Source organism: Actinokineospora auranticolor, from assembly GCF_041897805.1.
In the GTDB taxonomy this organism is placed as follows: domain Bacteria; phylum Actinomycetota; class Actinomycetes; order Mycobacteriales; family Pseudonocardiaceae; genus Actinokineospora; species Actinokineospora auranticolor.
Map to the genome: position 1 here is coordinate 1,491,292 of NZ_CP154825.1, position 15,352 is coordinate 1,506,643.

Sequence of the window (15,352 nt, forward strand, 5' to 3'; positions counted from 1 at the left end):
ACCAGGAGCAAGCCCGTGAGTGAACTTCACCTCCCGCAGTCCCGCTACGTGCTGCCGTCCTTCGTGGAGCGCACGAGCTACGGGGTCAAGGAGTCCAACCCGTACAACAAGCTGTTCGAGGAACGGGTCATCTTCGTCGGCGTGCAGATCGACGACGCGTCGGCCAACGACGTGATGGCGCAGCTGATCTACCTGGAGTCCACGGACCCCGACCGCGACATCACCATGTACATCAACTCCCCGGGTGGCTCGTTCACCTCGTTGATGGCCATCTACGACACGATGCAGTACGTCCGGCCCGACATCCAGACGTTCTGCCTCGGGCAGGCCGCGTCGGCCGCGGCGGTGCTGCTGGCCGCGGGCACCCCGGGCAAGCGCTTCGCGCTGCCGAACGTGCGCGTGCTGATCCACCAGCCGTCCACCGACGGTGTGTACGGCCAGGTGTCGGACCTGGAGATCCAGGCCAACGAGATCCAGCGGGTGCGCAAGGCGCTGGAGACCACCCTGGCCCGGCACACCGGCAAGGACGAGGAGCAGGTCCGCCAGGACATCGAGCGGGACAAGATCCTCACGGCCCAGGAGGCCAAGGAATACGGCATCATCGACGAGGTGTTGCCCTACCGCAAGCTGTCGGCCAAGGGCTGACCGGGCGAAAACCCTCGCCTGCGCCGCCTAACGGTCGAAAAGACCCGACACGCGGGCCGCAACCGGCCTACCGTGTTCGACTAGGTCATACGAGCAGATTCAGGCCCGGGACGACCCCGGCTTCTCCCGCTTGGCGGGGGAGGGCGGGTACCGTCGAGGGCAACGGTCGCGACCGGCTCGGTCACGCGGCGGCACCCCACGGGTGACCGGTGCGTAACCGGGCCGGCCGATACCGGTCACGTAGCCAGGCGCACAACCCCGAGTGCGCCGGAGGGGACAGAGGTCAGCGGTCATGGCGCGTATTGGTGACGGCGGAGACCTGCTCAAGTGCTCTTTCTGCGGGAAGAGCCAGAAGCAGGTGAAGAAGCTCATCGCCGGCCCAGGCGTGTACATCTGCGACGAGTGCATCGACCTCTGCAACGAGATCATCGAGGAAGAGCTCGCGGAGGCCGGTGACGTCAAGCTCGACGAGCTGCCGAAACCGGCCGAGATCCACGACTTCCTCGACCAGTACGTCATCGGTCAGGACGACGCGAAGCGCTCCCTGGCCGTTGCGGTCTACAACCACTACAAGCGCATCCAGGCGGGTGACCGCGCCCGGCCGGAAGGCCGCGAGTCGCGGGAGGAGACCGTCGAGCTGGCCAAGTCCAACATCCTGATGCTGGGCCCCACCGGCTGCGGCAAGACCTACCTGGCCCAGACGCTGGCCAAGCTGCTCAACGTGCCCTTCGCCATCGCCGACGCCACGGCCCTGACCGAGGCGGGCTACGTCGGCGAGGACGTCGAGAACATCCTGCTCAAGCTCATCCAGGCCGCCGACTACGACGTCAAGCGGGCCGAGACCGGGATCATCTACATCGACGAGGTCGACAAGATCGCCCGGAAGAGTGAAAACCCCTCCATCACCCGCGACGTGTCGGGCGAGGGCGTGCAGCAGGCGCTGCTGAAGATCCTGGAGGGCACCACCGCCAGCGTGCCCCCGCAGGGTGGCCGCAAGCACCCCCACCAGGAGTTCATCCAGATCGACACGACGAACGTGCTGTTCATCGTGGCGGGCGCCTTCGCCGGTCTGGAGAAGATCATCCAGGACCGCGTCGGCAAGCGCGGCCTCGGCTTCGGCGCCGAGATCCGCTCGAAGGCCGACGTCGACGCGGCCGACTTCTTCTCCGACACGATGCCCGAGGACCTGATCAAGTTCGGCCTGATCCCCGAGTTCATCGGCCGCCTCCCGGTCCTGGCCAGCGTGACGAACCTGGACAAGGCGTCGCTGGTCCAGATCCTCACCGAGCCGAGGAACGCCCTGGTCAAGCAGTACCAGAAGCTCTTCGAGATGGACGGCGTCGAACTGGAGTTCACCGACACCGCCCTCGAGGCGGTCGCCGACCAGGCCATCCTCCGCGGCACCGGCGCGCGTGGCCTGCGGGCCATCATGGAGGAGGTCCTGCAGTCGGTCATGTACGACATCCCCAGCCGCACGGACGTGGCCAAGGTCGTCATCACCGAGCAGACCGTCCGCGAGAACGTGAACCCCACGATCGTCGCCCGCCAGCCCTCCCGCCGCGAACGCCGCGAGAAGTCGGCCTAACCAGCCCCCATCCGCGCCCCCGAGCCCTCCGGCCCGGGGGCGCGGTGCTGTTCGGGGCTTGTCAGGGTCGCCGCGTCCACACCCGTCGCCGGGGCCTTTAGCGCGCCCACCGCCTCTGCTCTCCCCGCCCGGTGACCAAGAAGCCCAGCCCGTCCGGGAAGCCGCCCGCTAGACCCCTGGGGCGACGGGCGCGTGCTTGCCCAGGAAGTCCAGCACCGACGGCACGACCCCCCGGTAGAACGAATCCCCGTGCCCGCCGGGCCCGGTGTAGGCCACTTCGGGGGCAGCCAACCGGATGAACTTCCGCGCACCCTCGATGAAGTGGTCCTCGGTCCCGCACCAGATCCCGACCGGCGTCTTCCCCAACTTCTCCACGTTGCGCAGCGGATCCAGCGACGCCCACTCCTGGTTGCTCTTGAACGCCCGCCGCGTGCTCATCTCACGCCACGACATCAGCAGCCCGGGCGAGACCGCCGCCACCGCCGACAACGGCCTCCTCAACTCCTGCCGCCGCCGCGCGTACAGCAGGGCACCGAACCCGCCCATGGACACCCCCGCGCACGCGAACGGCGTCCCGGTCGAGTCCCCCAGCCCACGCGCCCGCAACCACCGGGGAACGTCATCCAGCAACATCGCCATCGAGTTGTCGCCGACGTGGTTCTCGTGCCAGTAGTTGTCCCCACCATCCACCGCCACGAACGCGAACGGCGGCAGGTCCCCGTCGGAAACCCGTCGAGCCAACGCCCTGGCCAACCCGGTCGGCGCGGCGTGCTTGGCGTTGCCACGCAGGCCGTGCAGCAGCAGGCAAACCGGCAGATTCCGACTGACCGGCTCCTCGGGCAGGACCGTCACCAGGTCGACATCGGTACCCCGCGCCGCCGACCACACGCGCTCCGTGCGGATCACCGGCTCCCCGCCACCTCCCACCGCGGCCCCGATGACATCCAGCAACGGCAACGTCCGAGTAGCGGCCCCCACGACAACCCCCGCCGTGGCAACCCCGGCAGCCCCGGCGACCAGTAAAGACCGCCGACTGACCCGCACCCCGCCAAACCCAGCCATCAGCCCCTCCGCGGTCCCCGTACCACGCCTGATTCACTCATCGGACAAAGTGGTCCAGACGTTTCTCGGTTCAGACACGCTGTGTGCCCGCCCACGGCGAAGCAACCCCCAACCGGCCCAACCCCCCAACGCGCGCCCCTCACCCCGCGTTCCCCTCCGACACCCGTTCACACCATCAACACGGACCAGCCGCGCCCCACCGCCCCATACGCGGCCCGAATGTAATTCGCATCACACTCTCGCCCGGGTTCTCGTCCACCCGCCGCCCACCACCAGTCCCGACTCCACTCCACGTCCCCTCCCGCCGACCAAGGTCACTCACTACGACGTGCGGCAAATGGTGTGGAGCACGCTCCCCCCAGGCCCACCGCAGCCCCGGCGGCCAGGGCTCCTTCGACGACCTGCACAAGACCTGCGGGTCCTTCGCCCAGCGGGCGCACCATCACGGAACCCTCATCCGCCCACATGGAGCACGCTCCCCGTCAGGCCCGTCAGACTCACCGCAGTCCCGGCGGCCAGGGCTCCTTCGACGACCTGCACAAGACCTGCGGGTCCTTCGCCCAGCGGGCGCACCATCACGGAACCCTCATCCCACCCACCTCGCGTTCCCGGTTTGTCACCGAACACCCCATTTTCGCCAGACCCAGTGCCTCAAGACCGCCGCCACCCTCTGGCGCCCCGCGCACCTCACCCGATCGAGCGCAACTTATCCACAGCCCTCGACGCCCACCCTCGCTGACCTGGCCTTTCCCCCTCCAGGGGCCATCCACATCCTCCCCATCTATCCACAGAAACTCGTCACCCCCGCCCGCCGTCACCGCCCCCGATAGGCTGGAGCAGGGCCGTCCCCCCGGTGGTGGGTGGGGGCTGTGCGGGGTCCGGCGTGGGGCATTTCAAACTGGTGTTCCGCGGCCGCGCAGGCGGTCTCGTGTGGACGGAGCGCGGTCGGGCCTGTTGGTTTGCCGTGGAGGTCTGGTTCTTGCCCCGGTGCGGGTAGGACAGGGTGGCGTGAGCCGGCGCTCGTCAGGGACAACTCGGTGAGTTCTGGGTTCGAGCGGTTCCGGCGGGTGCTGTCTCGGGCGGCCTGGGTGTGCGGCGCGCAACCAAGTGTTCGGCCCTGAGTGCTTCTTCGCGGCGGGCCGGTCGGCTCGGGCGTTGCGCCCGAGGAGGCCCGCCGAGGCTTCGGAGGGTGGGGGCTGTTGGGGGGTGCCTTGGAGATTTCAGAGGCCGATGACGCCGCTCGCCGCCAGCTCCCGGACTTGGTCCGGGGCGTACCCCAGCCACTCCAGCACTGCCGCAGAGTGCTCGCCCAACCCCGGCACCGAACCCGCCGACCACTCCCACCCGTCGACCGGTGGCCGCAGCATCGGCACCACCGCCCCCGGTGCCTCGATCTCCACCCACCGGTCCCGCGCCACCAACTGCGGGTGCGACCGCAGGTCCGCCACCGACCTCGTACGCCCCGCGGGCACGTCCGCCAAGTCCAACGCCGCCAGCAACTCGGCCGAGGTCATGGCGTCGAAGGCCGGTTGGAGCAAGGCGTGCAGCTCATCCCGACACGCCACCCGCCCCGACACCGACGCGAACCGCGGATCGGCGGCCAACCCGGGCCCGACCACCGCGCACAGCCGACGCCACTGGCCGTCGTTCTGCACCGCCAAGTGCACCGTCTCGCCGTCTCCGCAGGTGAACGGACCGTACGGCGCGATAGTCGGGTGATGCGCCCCCGATCGTGTAGGCGCCTGCCCCGTCCCGAACGCGTACAGCGCGGGTTGGTGCATCCACTCCGCCAACGCCTCCATCAGCGTCAACCGCAGCGTCGCGCCCTCCCCGGTCCGTCCGCGCCGCACGAGCGCCGCCAGCACGGCCGCGTGCATCTGCGTGCCCGCCGCGATATCAGCCACCGAGATCCCGGCCCGCGCCATCGCGCCACCCGAGCCGGTGGCCGCGACCAACCCGGTCTCGGACTGCACCAACGCGTCAAAAGCCTTGCGCGACCGATAAGGCCCACTGTCCCCATAGGACGACAACTCCGCGACGATCAACTCGGGTCGACCGTCCCGCAACGTCTCCGCGTCCAACCCCAACCGCCGGGCCGCACCGGGGGACAGGTTGCACATCACCACGTCCGCCCGCTCCACCGCCGCCGCCACGACCGCCAGCCCCTCAGGCCGCTTCAGGTCGACCGCCAGCGACTCCTTGCCGACGTTCGTCCAGGCGAAGTAGCTCGACACCTCCCCGCACGCGGTGTCGTAGTGCCGCGCGAAGTCGCCGTCCAGCTTCTCCACCTTGATCACCCGCGCGCCCAGGTCGGCCAGCAGACGGGTCGCGTACGGCACCGCGACGGCCTGCTCCAACCCCAGCACCACCACCCCGTCGAGGGGTTTCACCCGGTGATCCGCTCGTCGCGCGTGTACAGGTTCATCGTGTCCCCGCGCAGGAACCCGACCAGCGTGATCCCCTGCTCCTCGGCCAACGACACCGCCAACGACGACGGCGCCGACACCGCGGCGAGCACCGGGATCCCCGCCATGGCCGCCTTCTGCACCAACTCGAACGACGCGCGCCCCGAAACCAGCAGAACCTTGCCCGCCAACGGGACCAGCTCCTGCTGCACGGCCCACCCGATCACCTTGTCGACCGCGTTGTGCCGCCCGACGTCCTCGCGCACCACGAGCGCGGCACCGTCCGATGTGAACAGTCCGGCGGCGTGCAGGCCGCCGGTGCTGCCGAACACCTTCTGCTTCTCCTGCAACTCATCCGGCAACCCCGAAAGCGTTCCCACGCTGACCCGCGACGAATCCCCGGCGGGCGAGTACCGCGTCTTCAACCGAACCGCGTCCAGCGCGGCCTTTCCGCAAACCCCGCAGGACGACGTCGTGTAGAAGTTCCGCTCCACACCGACTTCCGGCGCGGGCACACCCTCCGCCAACGCCACGTCCAGCACGTTGTAGGTGTTGCGCCCCTCGTCGTCGACCCCGTCGCAGTACCGCGCGACCGCGATGTCCGCCCGCCCCCCGATGACACCCTCGGTGAGCAGGAACCCGTGCGCCAACTCGACATCGTGCCCCGGTGTCCGCATGGTGACAGCCAGTGCCCGACCCCCGACCCGCAACTCCAACGGCTCCTCGGCCGCGAGCGTGTCCGGCCTCGACCGCCGCCCGTCGGGCCCGACCCGCACCACCGACCTGCGCACCGTCACCCGTCCCATGGGGACAGCATAGAAAACGGGGGCCGCTCCGACGCCTGCGTACGTCGGGAGCGGCCCCCTAGCGGAACTGCCTAGCTGTTTACGCGCGTCCCCACAGCGACGGGACGTTCGGCGGCTCCCAGCCGGGGAGCGAGGTGTGACCCTGGATGGCGCGGTAGGTCACGCCGGAGTAGGTCACGGTCGCGCCGGCCGCGTAGTTGGTGTACGGCGCCCACGAGGTGCCACCGGGCGGGTTGCCCGGAGTGGTCGTGGTGGTGGAGCCGGGCGGGTTACCACCCGAGGTCAGCAGCCGCAGACCGTAGGCCTGCAGGATCTCGTTGACCGGCTGGAAATAGAAGGTACCGCCCTGCGAGCAGTTGCCGGAGCCACCGGAGGTGACGCCCTGCGCCTGGGCGCCGGCCAGCCACGAACCACCGGAGTCACCGGGCTCGGCGCAGGCGTTGGTCCGGGTCAGGCCCGAGACGGTGCCCTCCTGGTAGTTGACCGAGGCGTTCTTCTGCTGGATGGTGCCGCAGTGCCAACCGGTCGTGGAGCCCGAACGGCAGACCGACGCGCCGACAGCGGCCTCGGTGCTGCCCTCGACGCTCACGTTCTGGCCGCCCGAGTAGCGGTTGACCAGCGGACGCGGGGTGTTGCCCGCGGCCACGCGCACGTAGCCGTAGTCGTTGCCGGGGAAGCTGGAACCGGCGACCGAACCGCTCGGGTTGGAGGTCTGGGTGCCGACGGTGCCGCAGTGGCCCGCGGTCACGAAGCCACCCTCGACCGAGAAGCCGATCGAGCAGCGGCTGCCGCCACCGAAGTTGTACGCGTTGCCGCCGATGACGTCGATCAGCGGGCGCGGGGCCTCGGTCGAGGTCTCGACGCGCACCGCCGCGGCGTCCAGACCGGCCGACTTCGCCCACGCCTTGGCCGCGTCCTGGCCGCCCGCCTTGGCCAACACGACCACCGCGTTCGTGTTGACGTCGACGTACCAGCCCGGGACGGACTGGGGGGCCTTGCCGTGCGCGTCCAGCTTCGCCTTGGCCGAGTCGAGGGCGGCCTGGCTCCTGGCCACCACCTTCGGCACCGCGCCGAGGCCGCGGACCTGGTCGGCCTTGGCCGGGTCGGTCAGCGCCACGGTCAGGGTGTTGGCGCCCGCGTCCAGCCAGGCACCACCGAACGCGTTGCCCAGCGAGCCGCGCAGCGCCTGCTCGGTGCTGGACGCCTTGTGCTCGCGGGCGATCCGCTGGCGCGCCTGGTCGGGCGTCAGCTTGAGGTCACGGGCCATGGCCGAGAGCATCTCGGGGCTGGCCGCGTCGGCACCCACGGCGGCCGGGGCGGTCTGCCCGGCGGTCGCCGAAGGGGTGAGGGCGACGGCCGTCGCGAGACCGGCGGCCGTCAACGCCGCCATGGCGGCGGCGGTTAACTTTCGATTCATCACGCTCTCCTAGCGAGGGCGAGTTGTGCAGGGTAGGACACCGACGGTAAGAGTCCGATAGCCCGTATTGGTACATACCAATAGGGTCATATCTCTCTAATCCGGCATTAATGGGAAGGTGGGAACGTGAGTCCACAGCGCGAATTCGTCCAGCCATCAGCACAACCACCTCGGCGGATCCTGGTCACTGGCTCGTCGAGTGGTATAGGCGCGGCGGTGGCGCGCGCGTTCGCGGAGTACGGCGATCGGGTGGCCATCCACTACTTCTCGGGGGCCGAAAGAGCGGAACTGGTGCGGGCCGCGCTACCGGGAGGAGGGCACATCACCGTGGGCGCCGACCTGGCGGACCCGGCCGCCGTCCCGGGGTTGGTCGAGGCCACTGTGGAGGGTCTGGGCGGGGTCGACGTACTGGTCAACAACGCCGCGGTGATCACCCAGGCGCAGCCGCCGACCATGCCGTACGACGAGTGGGTCAAGGCCTGGCAGGACGTGCTCGCGGTCAACCTGCTGGGCGCGGCGAACGTGTCGCACCAGGTCATCGCGCGCATGCTGGCCCAGGGGACCGGCGGGCGGATCATCAACGTCGGTTCGCGCGGCGCGTTCCGCGGCGAGCCGGGGCACGCCGCGTACGGCGCGAGCAAGGCCGCCCTGCACGCGATGGGGCAATCGCTCGCGGTCGCGCTGGCGCCGCACGGTATCGCCGTGACCTCGGTAGCCCCCGGATTCGTGGAAACCGATCGGGTGGCGGACCGGCTCTCGGGTACGCAGGGCGAACACATCCGCGCGCAGAGCCCGTTCAACCGCGTGGCCACGCCGGAGGAGATCGCGGCGGCCGTGCTGTACCTGGCCTCGCCCGAGGCGCTGTGGGCGTCGGGGACGATCATCGACCTCAACGGGGCGTCGTACCTGCGCACTTGATCCCGTCCGCCTGCCGTGGTGGGGTCGGGGCGTGGGCAACCGGGTGGTGATCGTCGGAGGCGGGCACAACGCCCTGGTGGCGGCGGCTTATCTCGCGCGCGCCGGGCGTTCGGTGCTGGTGCTGGAGCGGCTGGGGCACGTGGGCGGGGCGGCGGTCAGCGCCAGCCCGTTCCCGGGGGTGCGGCTGTCGAGGTACTCGTACCTGGTCAGCCTGCTGCCGGACCGGATCGTCCACGACCTCGGCCTCCGGCTGGACCTGCGCACCCGGTCGGTGTCCTCGTACACGCCGGTTGACCAGGGCGGACTCCTGGTCGGCGGCCCCGACACCGCCGGTTCGTTCCGCGCGCTGACGGGCTCGCACGCCGAGTACGACCGGTGGCGCGAGTTTTATGGGGCTATAACACTGATGGCGAAAGCCCTCGCGCCGACGCTGCTGGAGCCGGTGCTCACTCGCGAATCGGTGCGCGACCTGGTACTGGCCGCGGCGGGCGAGCGCACTTGGCGGCAGGTGTTCGAGCAGTCGCTGGGGGAGACCCTCGAGGAGACGTTCACCAACGACATCGTCCGCGGCGTAGTGGCCACCGACGGTCTCATTGGCACCTACACCTCCCTCTACGACCTACGCGCCAACCGCTGCTTCCTCTACCACGTCATCGGAAACGGAACCGGCGACTGGCGTGTCCCGGTCGGCGGCATGGGCTCGGTGACCGCGGAACTCGACCGCGCCGCCCGCCGGTCCGGGGCGCGGATCACCACGAACGCCGAGGTCACCGCCATCGAGGCCGACGGTATAACGGCGGAGGTCCGCTACGTCGTGGCGGGCGAGGAGCGCACGGTCGCCGCGGACCACGTGCTCTCCGGCGTCGCCCCCGCGATCCTGGACCGCCTCCGCGGCCGCACTCCCGCCGACGCGGCCCCCGGCGCCCAACTGAAGATCAACCTCCTGCTGGATCGCCTGCCGAGGTTCAAATCCGGCGTCTCCCCGGAAGACGCCTTCGCGGGCACGCTCCACCTGGACGAGTCCTTCGCGGACCTGGAAAATGCCTACCGGGCAACGGAAGCGGGCGCTCTCCCGGATCATCCGCCCGCCGAGACGTACTGCCACACCCTGACCGACAGGTCCATTGTGGACTCGCCAACCGCGCACACCCTGACCCTGTTCGGCCTGCACACCCCCGCCGCCCTGTTCGCCGACCCCGGCGCCCGCGACGAGCTGGTGTCCCGCTACCTCGCCCGCCTCAACCACCACCTGGTCGACCCGATCGAGGACTGCCTGGCCCACTTCCCGGACGGCCGCCCCTGCCTGGAGGCCCGCACCCCATTGGACCTCGAGGCCGACCTGTCCATGCCCCACGGCAACATCTTCCACGGCGACCTGACCTGGCCCTTCGCCGAACGCCCCGTCGGCTGGGGCGTCGAGACCGACACCCCCAACCTCCTGAACTGCGGCAGCTCCGCCCTACGCGGTGGCGGCGTCAGCGGCATCGCGGGCCACAACGCCGCAATGGCCCTCCTGAACCCCTGACCGCTGGTTCTCCACGGGACGTGCGAGTCCGGCCTTTCGCGGGCTGCGCCGCAGGTCAACGCGGCGCGCCCGCCGGCCCCCGGCCGCCCACTCGGTGGCCGCGGAAGAGCAGCCAGAGGATCCACGCCTGCACCAGCGTCGCGGCGACCAGCACGGCAGACGCGACGATGCCGTCCCAGGGCGCCGCGAACTCGGGCAGCAGAACCAGAACCAGTGACGCGGGCAGCGCGGCGATGATCGCCAACACCGGGGCGAACGACGCGTCCGGGGAGTCGTGCACGGCGATGAGCACCGCGACGACGATGAAGACAACGGTCACCACGCCGACGTAGCCCAAGACAACCTTGCGCGCGGTCCGCTGGTTGCTCCAGGCCATGGCACCCTCCCGGCCTCCACCCTGCCGCACGAGCGGGGCCCGCACCGGATGAGTGGGTTTCACGTCCCCCGGCACCGGCGCGGGCCCGGCCGACTACTTCGCCAACTGGGCCTTGACCTGCGCGACCGTCGGGTTGGTCAACGCCGACCCGTCCGGGAAGTGCAGGGTCGGGACGGTCTGGTTGCCACCGTTGACGCTCATGACGAACTCGGCCGCGTCGGGGACCTGCTCGATGTCGACCTCCTCGAACTCGATGCCCTCGTCCGCGAGCAGCGTCTTGAGCCTGCGGCAGTACCCGCACCAGGTCGTGGAGTACATGGTCAGCGTCGTGGGGGCGGACATCGGCTGGCTCCTCGGGGTCGTGCCGGAGATCGTCTCGTAGGGCTCAACGCCCCGGCCACTGTGCCCGATGCCGGTCGGGGGTGAGGCCCGCATCACACGAACGGGGAAAATGAGGTGACTTGCCCATGATTTTTCCGTCAAGATATGTTGCTGAGGTGATCCGCCCGCCGCGGATCGCGTCGAAGTCGCGAGAGCGAGCGTGGCCGCCCGCGATTCGCACCCAACGGCCGACAACGACCACAGGACTCCACAAACCCACTTTCGCCGGGTTGCGGGGACACGCGTCCCCGTCCAGGGTCAGTTTTGTTTCCGAGCCGAGCGCCCACGTGCGTCCTGGGGGACGCCACCTAGAACACGGAGGCGAACGATGCATCCCGACGTGTACCAAGACATGATCCGCCACCAGCAGGCCGAAGCCCGCCAAGAAGCCGCGGCCTGGCGCTTCGGCCACGGCGAACCCGCCGCCGAGTTGGCCTGGGAAGAACCCCCGGCCCACCCGAAGGACACCATCTGGCAACGGATCGTCGCGGGCAGCCGAAATCCACTCCGCACCTGACCGGTTCGAAGAACCGCCCCGAACGGGGTGCGTCCACCGCACCCCGTTCGGCTACACCCGATCCGGTGAATTTCGCCGACAACGAGCGACCGTCGCCGGGGATGAACCCGAATAATCTTCCAGCCTTCGAGCTGATTAATTACCTGCCCCGCCACCGGATTCAGTAGGAAATTAATCCAACACCACGCGCTCCCGCGAACCCACCCACGAACCCGTGCGCCCTATTCGCACCGCACCTCTGCTCACCCACCCGCCCGGACGTTACCCACTCGCGGAGCGCTGCCCCGACATACAGGGGTTGCCCACCGGGCCCTCTAGCTCACCCGGCCTCTCTCGCTCACCCGGTGCTGTGCTGCCTACCTGGCGGTCTCTCGCTCACCTGGCGCCGCGTTGCCCACTTGGCGCTCTCTCGCCTACTCGGCGCTGCGCTGCTGGACCGGTGTTGCGCCGCCGGACCGGTTTCGCCTGTTGGACGACCGGTGCGCTGCTGGGCCGGTACTGCCCCGCTAGACCGGTGCGTTGGCAGGGCAGCGCTGCCTCGCGGACGGGCGCTTGCCTCACCCAACTGGTGGCGCCTTGCCGGAGTTTGCCCTCCCGACAAGGTGGCGTCGCCACCCAGCCTGGCGAGCAGACTGGCCCAGCGCACGGCCCGGAGGTGTGGCGCGGGCTCGACCACCACCCGCCTAGCGGAGGCGATGGCGCTTCTCCACCCGACGCGGCGCTCAGCTCGCTGCCCCATGGCTGGCGGTGGGCAAAGGCACGCTCGGGCCACCTGGCAGCCGGGCTCGTGCGGTAGCAGGCCCGTCGCCCTGATAGGGCTCCGGCCCGCCCGGACTTGGCACCGGCAGGTGCCAGCCCCGCCAGGTCTCGCCCTCGCCGGATCCAGCTCTGCCCGTTCAGCCCGGCCGGAGCCGGCTCTCGGGCTCAGTCCCGCCGGAGCCCAAGCCATGCCACACCCGGTCTGCGGGAGGCAGCCCGGCCGGAGCCGGTCTTGCCCGGTCCGCGCCCCGTCAGGCGCCAGCCCTGCCAGCCTTGCCAGGCGCCAGCCTTGCCAGCCCTGCTGGCTCTGTTCGCCCCTTCGCCCGACGGGCCAGCCGACAGGCACGTGCCAGCGCGTCAGGTCGGCCCACCTGGTGGCGGATGCGTGTCGAGCTTGCCCGCGCTCGGCCCAGTGGGCTCGCATTGCCTCGGTGCCTCGGTGCCTCGGTGCCTCGGTGCCTCGGTGCCTCGGTGCCTCGGTGCCTCGGTGCCTCGGTGCCTCGGTGCCTCGGTGCCTCGGTGCCTCGGTGCCTCGGTGCCTCGGTGCCTCGGTGCCTCGGCACAGGAGCGCCGGGAGTGCGGGGAATGGCGGGCGGGGGCGCTGTCCCTATTTTGTTGTGGGGGTTGGGTCAGGCGGTCACCTCCGCGGGAGCCGGGTCGAGTCGGACGACGATGGACTTCGACGTGGGGGTGTTGGACGTCTCGGCCGTCGAGTCCAGGGGGATCAGGGAGTTGGCTTCCGGGAAGTACGCCGCGGCGCAGCCGTGGGCTGTGGGGTAGGCGACGACGCGGAAGTTGTGGGCGTGGCGTTCCGGGGTGCCGGTCGGGTCGTCCGGCCACTCGCTGACGAGGGTGACCAGTTGGCCGTCGGCGAGGCCCAGGGCGGTGATGTCGTCGGGGTTGACCAGGACGACGCGGCGGGCGTCCTTGATGCCGCGGTAGCGGTCGTCGAGGCCGTAGATGGTGGTGTTGTACTGGTCGTGGCTGCGGAGGGTTTGCAGCAGCAGGCGGCCCGGGGGTACCCGGAGCACGGTGAGCGGGTTGGCGGTGAACACCGCCTTGTCGTGCCGTGTCCCGGTGAACTCGCGGGAGTCGCGGGGGGCGTGGGGGAGGACGAAGCCGTCTGGTTGGCGGACCTTCGCGTTGTAGTCCGAGCAGCCGGGGACCACGCGGGAGATGCTGTCGCGGATCTGGTCGTAGTCGTCGGCGAACTTGGCCCACGGCACCGAGTGGTCCGGACCGAACAGGGCCAGTGCCAAGCCGCACACGATGCCGACTTCGGACAGCAGCTTCTCCGACGCGGGCGCCAATCGCCCACGCGACCGGTGCACCACCGACATCGAGTCCTCGACCGTCACGAACTGCTCGCCCGACGCCTGGAGGTCCCGCTCCGTCCGCCCCCGCGTGGGCAGGATCAGGGCGGTCTCCCCGTGCACGACGTGCGACCGGTTCAACTTCGTCGACACGTGCACCGTCAACGCGCACGACCGCAGAGCCGACTCCGTCACCGAGGTGTCCGGTGCCGCCGAGACGAAGTTCCCCCCGACGGCCATGAACACCTTCGCCGACCCGTCCCGCATGGCCCGGATCGCGTTGACCGTGTCATGCCCGTGCGAGCGCGGCGACGAGATCCCGAACTCGGTGTCCAGCGCCGCCAGGAACTTCTCCGGCATCTTCTCCCAGATGCCCATCGTGCGGTCGCCCTGCACGTTCGAGTGACCCCGGACCGGGCACAGCCCCGCCCCCGGCTTCCCGATCATCCCCCGCAGCAGCGCCACGTTGGCGATCTCCCGGATGGTCGGCACGGAGTGCCGGTGCTGCGTCAACCCCATGGCCCAGCAGAAGATGACCCGCTCGGACGTCGCCACCATCCGCGCGACCCGCTCGATCTGCTCCTGCGGCAACCCGGTGGCCACCCCGATCTCCGCCCAGTCTACCGACCGGACGCTCGCCGCGTACTCCTCGAACCCCTCGGTCCGCGACTCCACGAACGAGCGATCCACGACCGTGCCCGGCTGCTCCGCCTCCCACCGCAGCAGCAGGTGCCCGATCGCCTGGAACAGCGCCTGGTCGCCGCCGAGCCGGATCTGGCAGAACTCGTCCGCCAGCTCCGTGCCCTTGCCCACCAGACCCCGCGCGTTCTGCGGGTTCTTGAACCGCAGCAGCCCCGCCTCCGGCAGCGGGTTCACCGCCACGATCCGCGTCCCACCGCGCTTGGCCACCTCGAGCGCGCTGAGCATCCGCGGGTGGTTGGTGCCCGGGTTCTGCCCCACCACCACGACCAGGTCCGCGTCGGTGATGTCGGCCAGGCTCACCGACCCCTTGCCGATCCCGGTGGTCTCCGCCAGGGCCGCCCCGGACGACTCGTGGCACATGTTCGAGCAGTCCGGCAGGTTGTTCGTGCCGTAGGACCGCACCAGCAACTGGTAGAGGAACGCCGCCTCGTTGCTCGTCCGCCCCGACGTGTAGAACACGGCCTCGTCCGGTGTGGACAAACCGCGCAGGTGCGCCGCGATCAACTCGAACGCGGCCGACCACGACACCGGCTCGTAGTGCGTCGCCCCCGGCCGCAGCACGACCGGCTCCGTGATCCGACCCTGCTGCCCCAGCCAGTAGTCGGTCCGCGAAGCCAGCGACGCCACCGAGTGCTCCGCGAAGAACTCCGGCCCCACCCGCCGCAGAGTCGCCTCCTCCGCGACGGCCTTCGCCCCGTTCTCGCAGAACTCGGCCAGCTTCCGGTGCCCCTGCGCCTCCGGCCAGGCGCAGCCCGGGCAGTCGAACCCCTCCCGCTGGTTGAGCAGCCGGAGGGTCTTCGCCGTGCGCACGGCCCCCATCTGCTCGACCCCGCGCTGCAGCGACACCAGGACGCCCGGGATCCCGGCTGCCCACTGCTTCGGCGGGGAGACGTCGAGGTCCGATTCGGTGACGTCCCGCTCTGGGGGTTTGCTGACCATGT

Annotated in this window: 12 protein-coding genes; 5 read left to right on the forward strand and 7 right to left on the reverse strand. The window is 70.2% G+C overall.

Annotation, left to right across the window (positions count from 1 at the left end; genetic code table 11):
* The first annotated feature begins 15 nt into the window (after nt 1-15).
* Nucleotides 16-645 (forward strand): ATP-dependent Clp protease proteolytic subunit, encoded by a 630-nt coding sequence (locus V5P93_RS07070; RefSeq protein WP_104478560.1) that lies wholly within the window; start codon nt 16-18, stop codon nt 643-645.
* A gap of 292 nt (nt 646-937) precedes the next feature.
* Nucleotides 938-2,230 carry an ATP-dependent Clp protease ATP-binding subunit ClpX gene (gene clpX / locus V5P93_RS07075; RefSeq protein ID WP_104478561.1) on the forward strand — a complete coding sequence of 431 codons (1,293 nt, stop codon included), beginning with the start codon at nt 938-940 and terminating at the stop codon, nt 2,228-2,230.
* Nucleotides 2,231-2,398: 168 nt separating this feature from the next.
* On the opposite strand, the gene V5P93_RS07080 is transcribed toward clpX, so the two are convergent.
* The 4 genes from V5P93_RS07080 to V5P93_RS07095 form a co-directional block, all read right to left on the reverse strand.
* Nucleotides 2,399-3,292 carry an alpha/beta hydrolase family protein gene (locus tag V5P93_RS07080; RefSeq protein WP_104478562.1) on the reverse strand — a complete coding sequence of 298 codons (894 nt, stop codon included), beginning with the start codon at nt 3,290-3,292 and terminating at the stop codon, nt 2,399-2,401.
* A 1,220-nt stretch (nt 3,293-4,512) separates the two neighbouring features.
* Complete coding sequence (locus V5P93_RS07085; RefSeq protein ID WP_104478563.1) at nt 4,513-5,682, reverse strand: CaiB/BaiF CoA-transferase family protein; 1,170 nt, start codon at nt 5,680-5,682, stop codon at nt 4,513-4,515.
* A complete protein-coding gene (fdhD, locus tag V5P93_RS07090) occupies nt 5,679-6,503 on the reverse strand; it encodes a formate dehydrogenase accessory sulfurtransferase FdhD (protein WP_104478564.1) in 825 nt (274 codons plus the stop codon). The genes V5P93_RS07085 and fdhD overlap by 4 nt, the downstream gene beginning before the upstream one ends.
* Before the next feature lie 79 nt (nt 6,504-6,582).
* Nucleotides 6,583-7,920 carry an alpha-lytic protease prodomain-containing protein gene (locus V5P93_RS07095; RefSeq protein ID WP_104478565.1) on the reverse strand — a complete coding sequence of 446 codons (1,338 nt, stop codon included), beginning with the start codon at nt 7,918-7,920 and terminating at the stop codon, nt 6,583-6,585.
* A 126-nt stretch (nt 7,921-8,046) separates the two neighbouring features.
* On the opposite strand from V5P93_RS07095, the gene V5P93_RS07100 reads away from it, so the two are divergent.
* Entirely contained in the window at nt 8,047-8,838 is a 792-nt protein-coding gene (locus V5P93_RS07100) for an SDR family NAD(P)-dependent oxidoreductase (protein ID WP_104478566.1), read from the forward strand.
* Between the two features lie 31 nt (nt 8,839-8,869).
* Entirely contained in the window at nt 8,870-10,363 is a 1,494-nt protein-coding gene (locus V5P93_RS07105) for an NAD(P)/FAD-dependent oxidoreductase (RefSeq protein ID WP_219823940.1), read from the forward strand.
* Nucleotides 10,364-10,418: 55 nt separating this feature from the next.
* Here V5P93_RS07105 and V5P93_RS07110 read toward each other — a convergent pair whose 3' ends face one another.
* Nucleotides 10,419-10,739 carry an SCO4225 family membrane protein gene (locus V5P93_RS07110; protein ID WP_104478567.1) on the reverse strand — a complete coding sequence of 107 codons (321 nt, stop codon included), beginning with the start codon at nt 10,737-10,739 and terminating at the stop codon, nt 10,419-10,421.
* A 93-nt stretch (nt 10,740-10,832) separates the two neighbouring features.
* Complete coding sequence (locus V5P93_RS07115) at nt 10,833-11,081, reverse strand: mycoredoxin (RefSeq protein WP_104478568.1); 249 nt, start codon at nt 11,079-11,081, stop codon at nt 10,833-10,835.
* 367 nt (nt 11,082-11,448) lie between these two features.
* Between V5P93_RS07115 and V5P93_RS07120 the strand changes: the two genes are divergently transcribed.
* Nucleotides 11,449-11,637, forward strand: a complete 189-nt coding sequence (locus tag V5P93_RS07120; protein ID WP_146107981.1) for a hypothetical protein — start codon at nt 11,449-11,451, stop codon at nt 11,635-11,637.
* Nucleotides 11,638-13,025: 1,388 nt separating this feature from the next.
* Here V5P93_RS07120 and V5P93_RS07125 read toward each other — a convergent pair.
* Complete coding sequence (locus tag V5P93_RS07125; RefSeq protein WP_104478569.1) at nt 13,026-15,350, reverse strand: FdhF/YdeP family oxidoreductase; 2,325 nt, start codon at nt 15,348-15,350, stop codon at nt 13,026-13,028.
* Nucleotides 15,351-15,352 lie beyond the last annotated feature (2 nt).

Coding starts and splice junctions, on each gene's coding strand:
- V5P93_RS07080 (WP_104478562.1), bottom strand. CDS start 3,292: ATGGCTGGGTTTGGCGGGGTGCGGGTCAGTCGGCGGTCTTTACTGGTC.
- V5P93_RS07125 (WP_104478569.1), bottom strand. CDS start 15,350: ATGGTCAGCAAACCCCCAGAGCGGGACGTCACCGAATCGGACCTCGAC.
- fdhD (WP_104478564.1), bottom strand. CDS start 6,503: ATGGGACGGGTGACGGTGCGCAGGTCGGTGGTGCGGGTCGGGCCCGAC.
- V5P93_RS07120 (WP_146107981.1), top strand. CDS start 11,449: ATGCATCCCGACGTGTACCAAGACATGATCCGCCACCAGCAGGCCGAA.
- V5P93_RS07115 (WP_104478568.1), bottom strand. CDS start 11,081: ATGTCCGCCCCCACGACGCTGACCATGTACTCCACGACCTGGTGCGGG.
- V5P93_RS07095 (WP_104478565.1), bottom strand. CDS start 7,920: ATGAATCGAAAGTTAACCGCCGCCGCCATGGCGGCGTTGACGGCCGCC.
- V5P93_RS07110 (WP_104478567.1), bottom strand. CDS start 10,739: ATGGCCTGGAGCAACCAGCGGACCGCGCGCAAGGTTGTCTTGGGCTAC.
- clpX (WP_104478561.1), top strand. CDS start 938: ATGGCGCGTATTGGTGACGGCGGAGACCTGCTCAAGTGCTCTTTCTGC.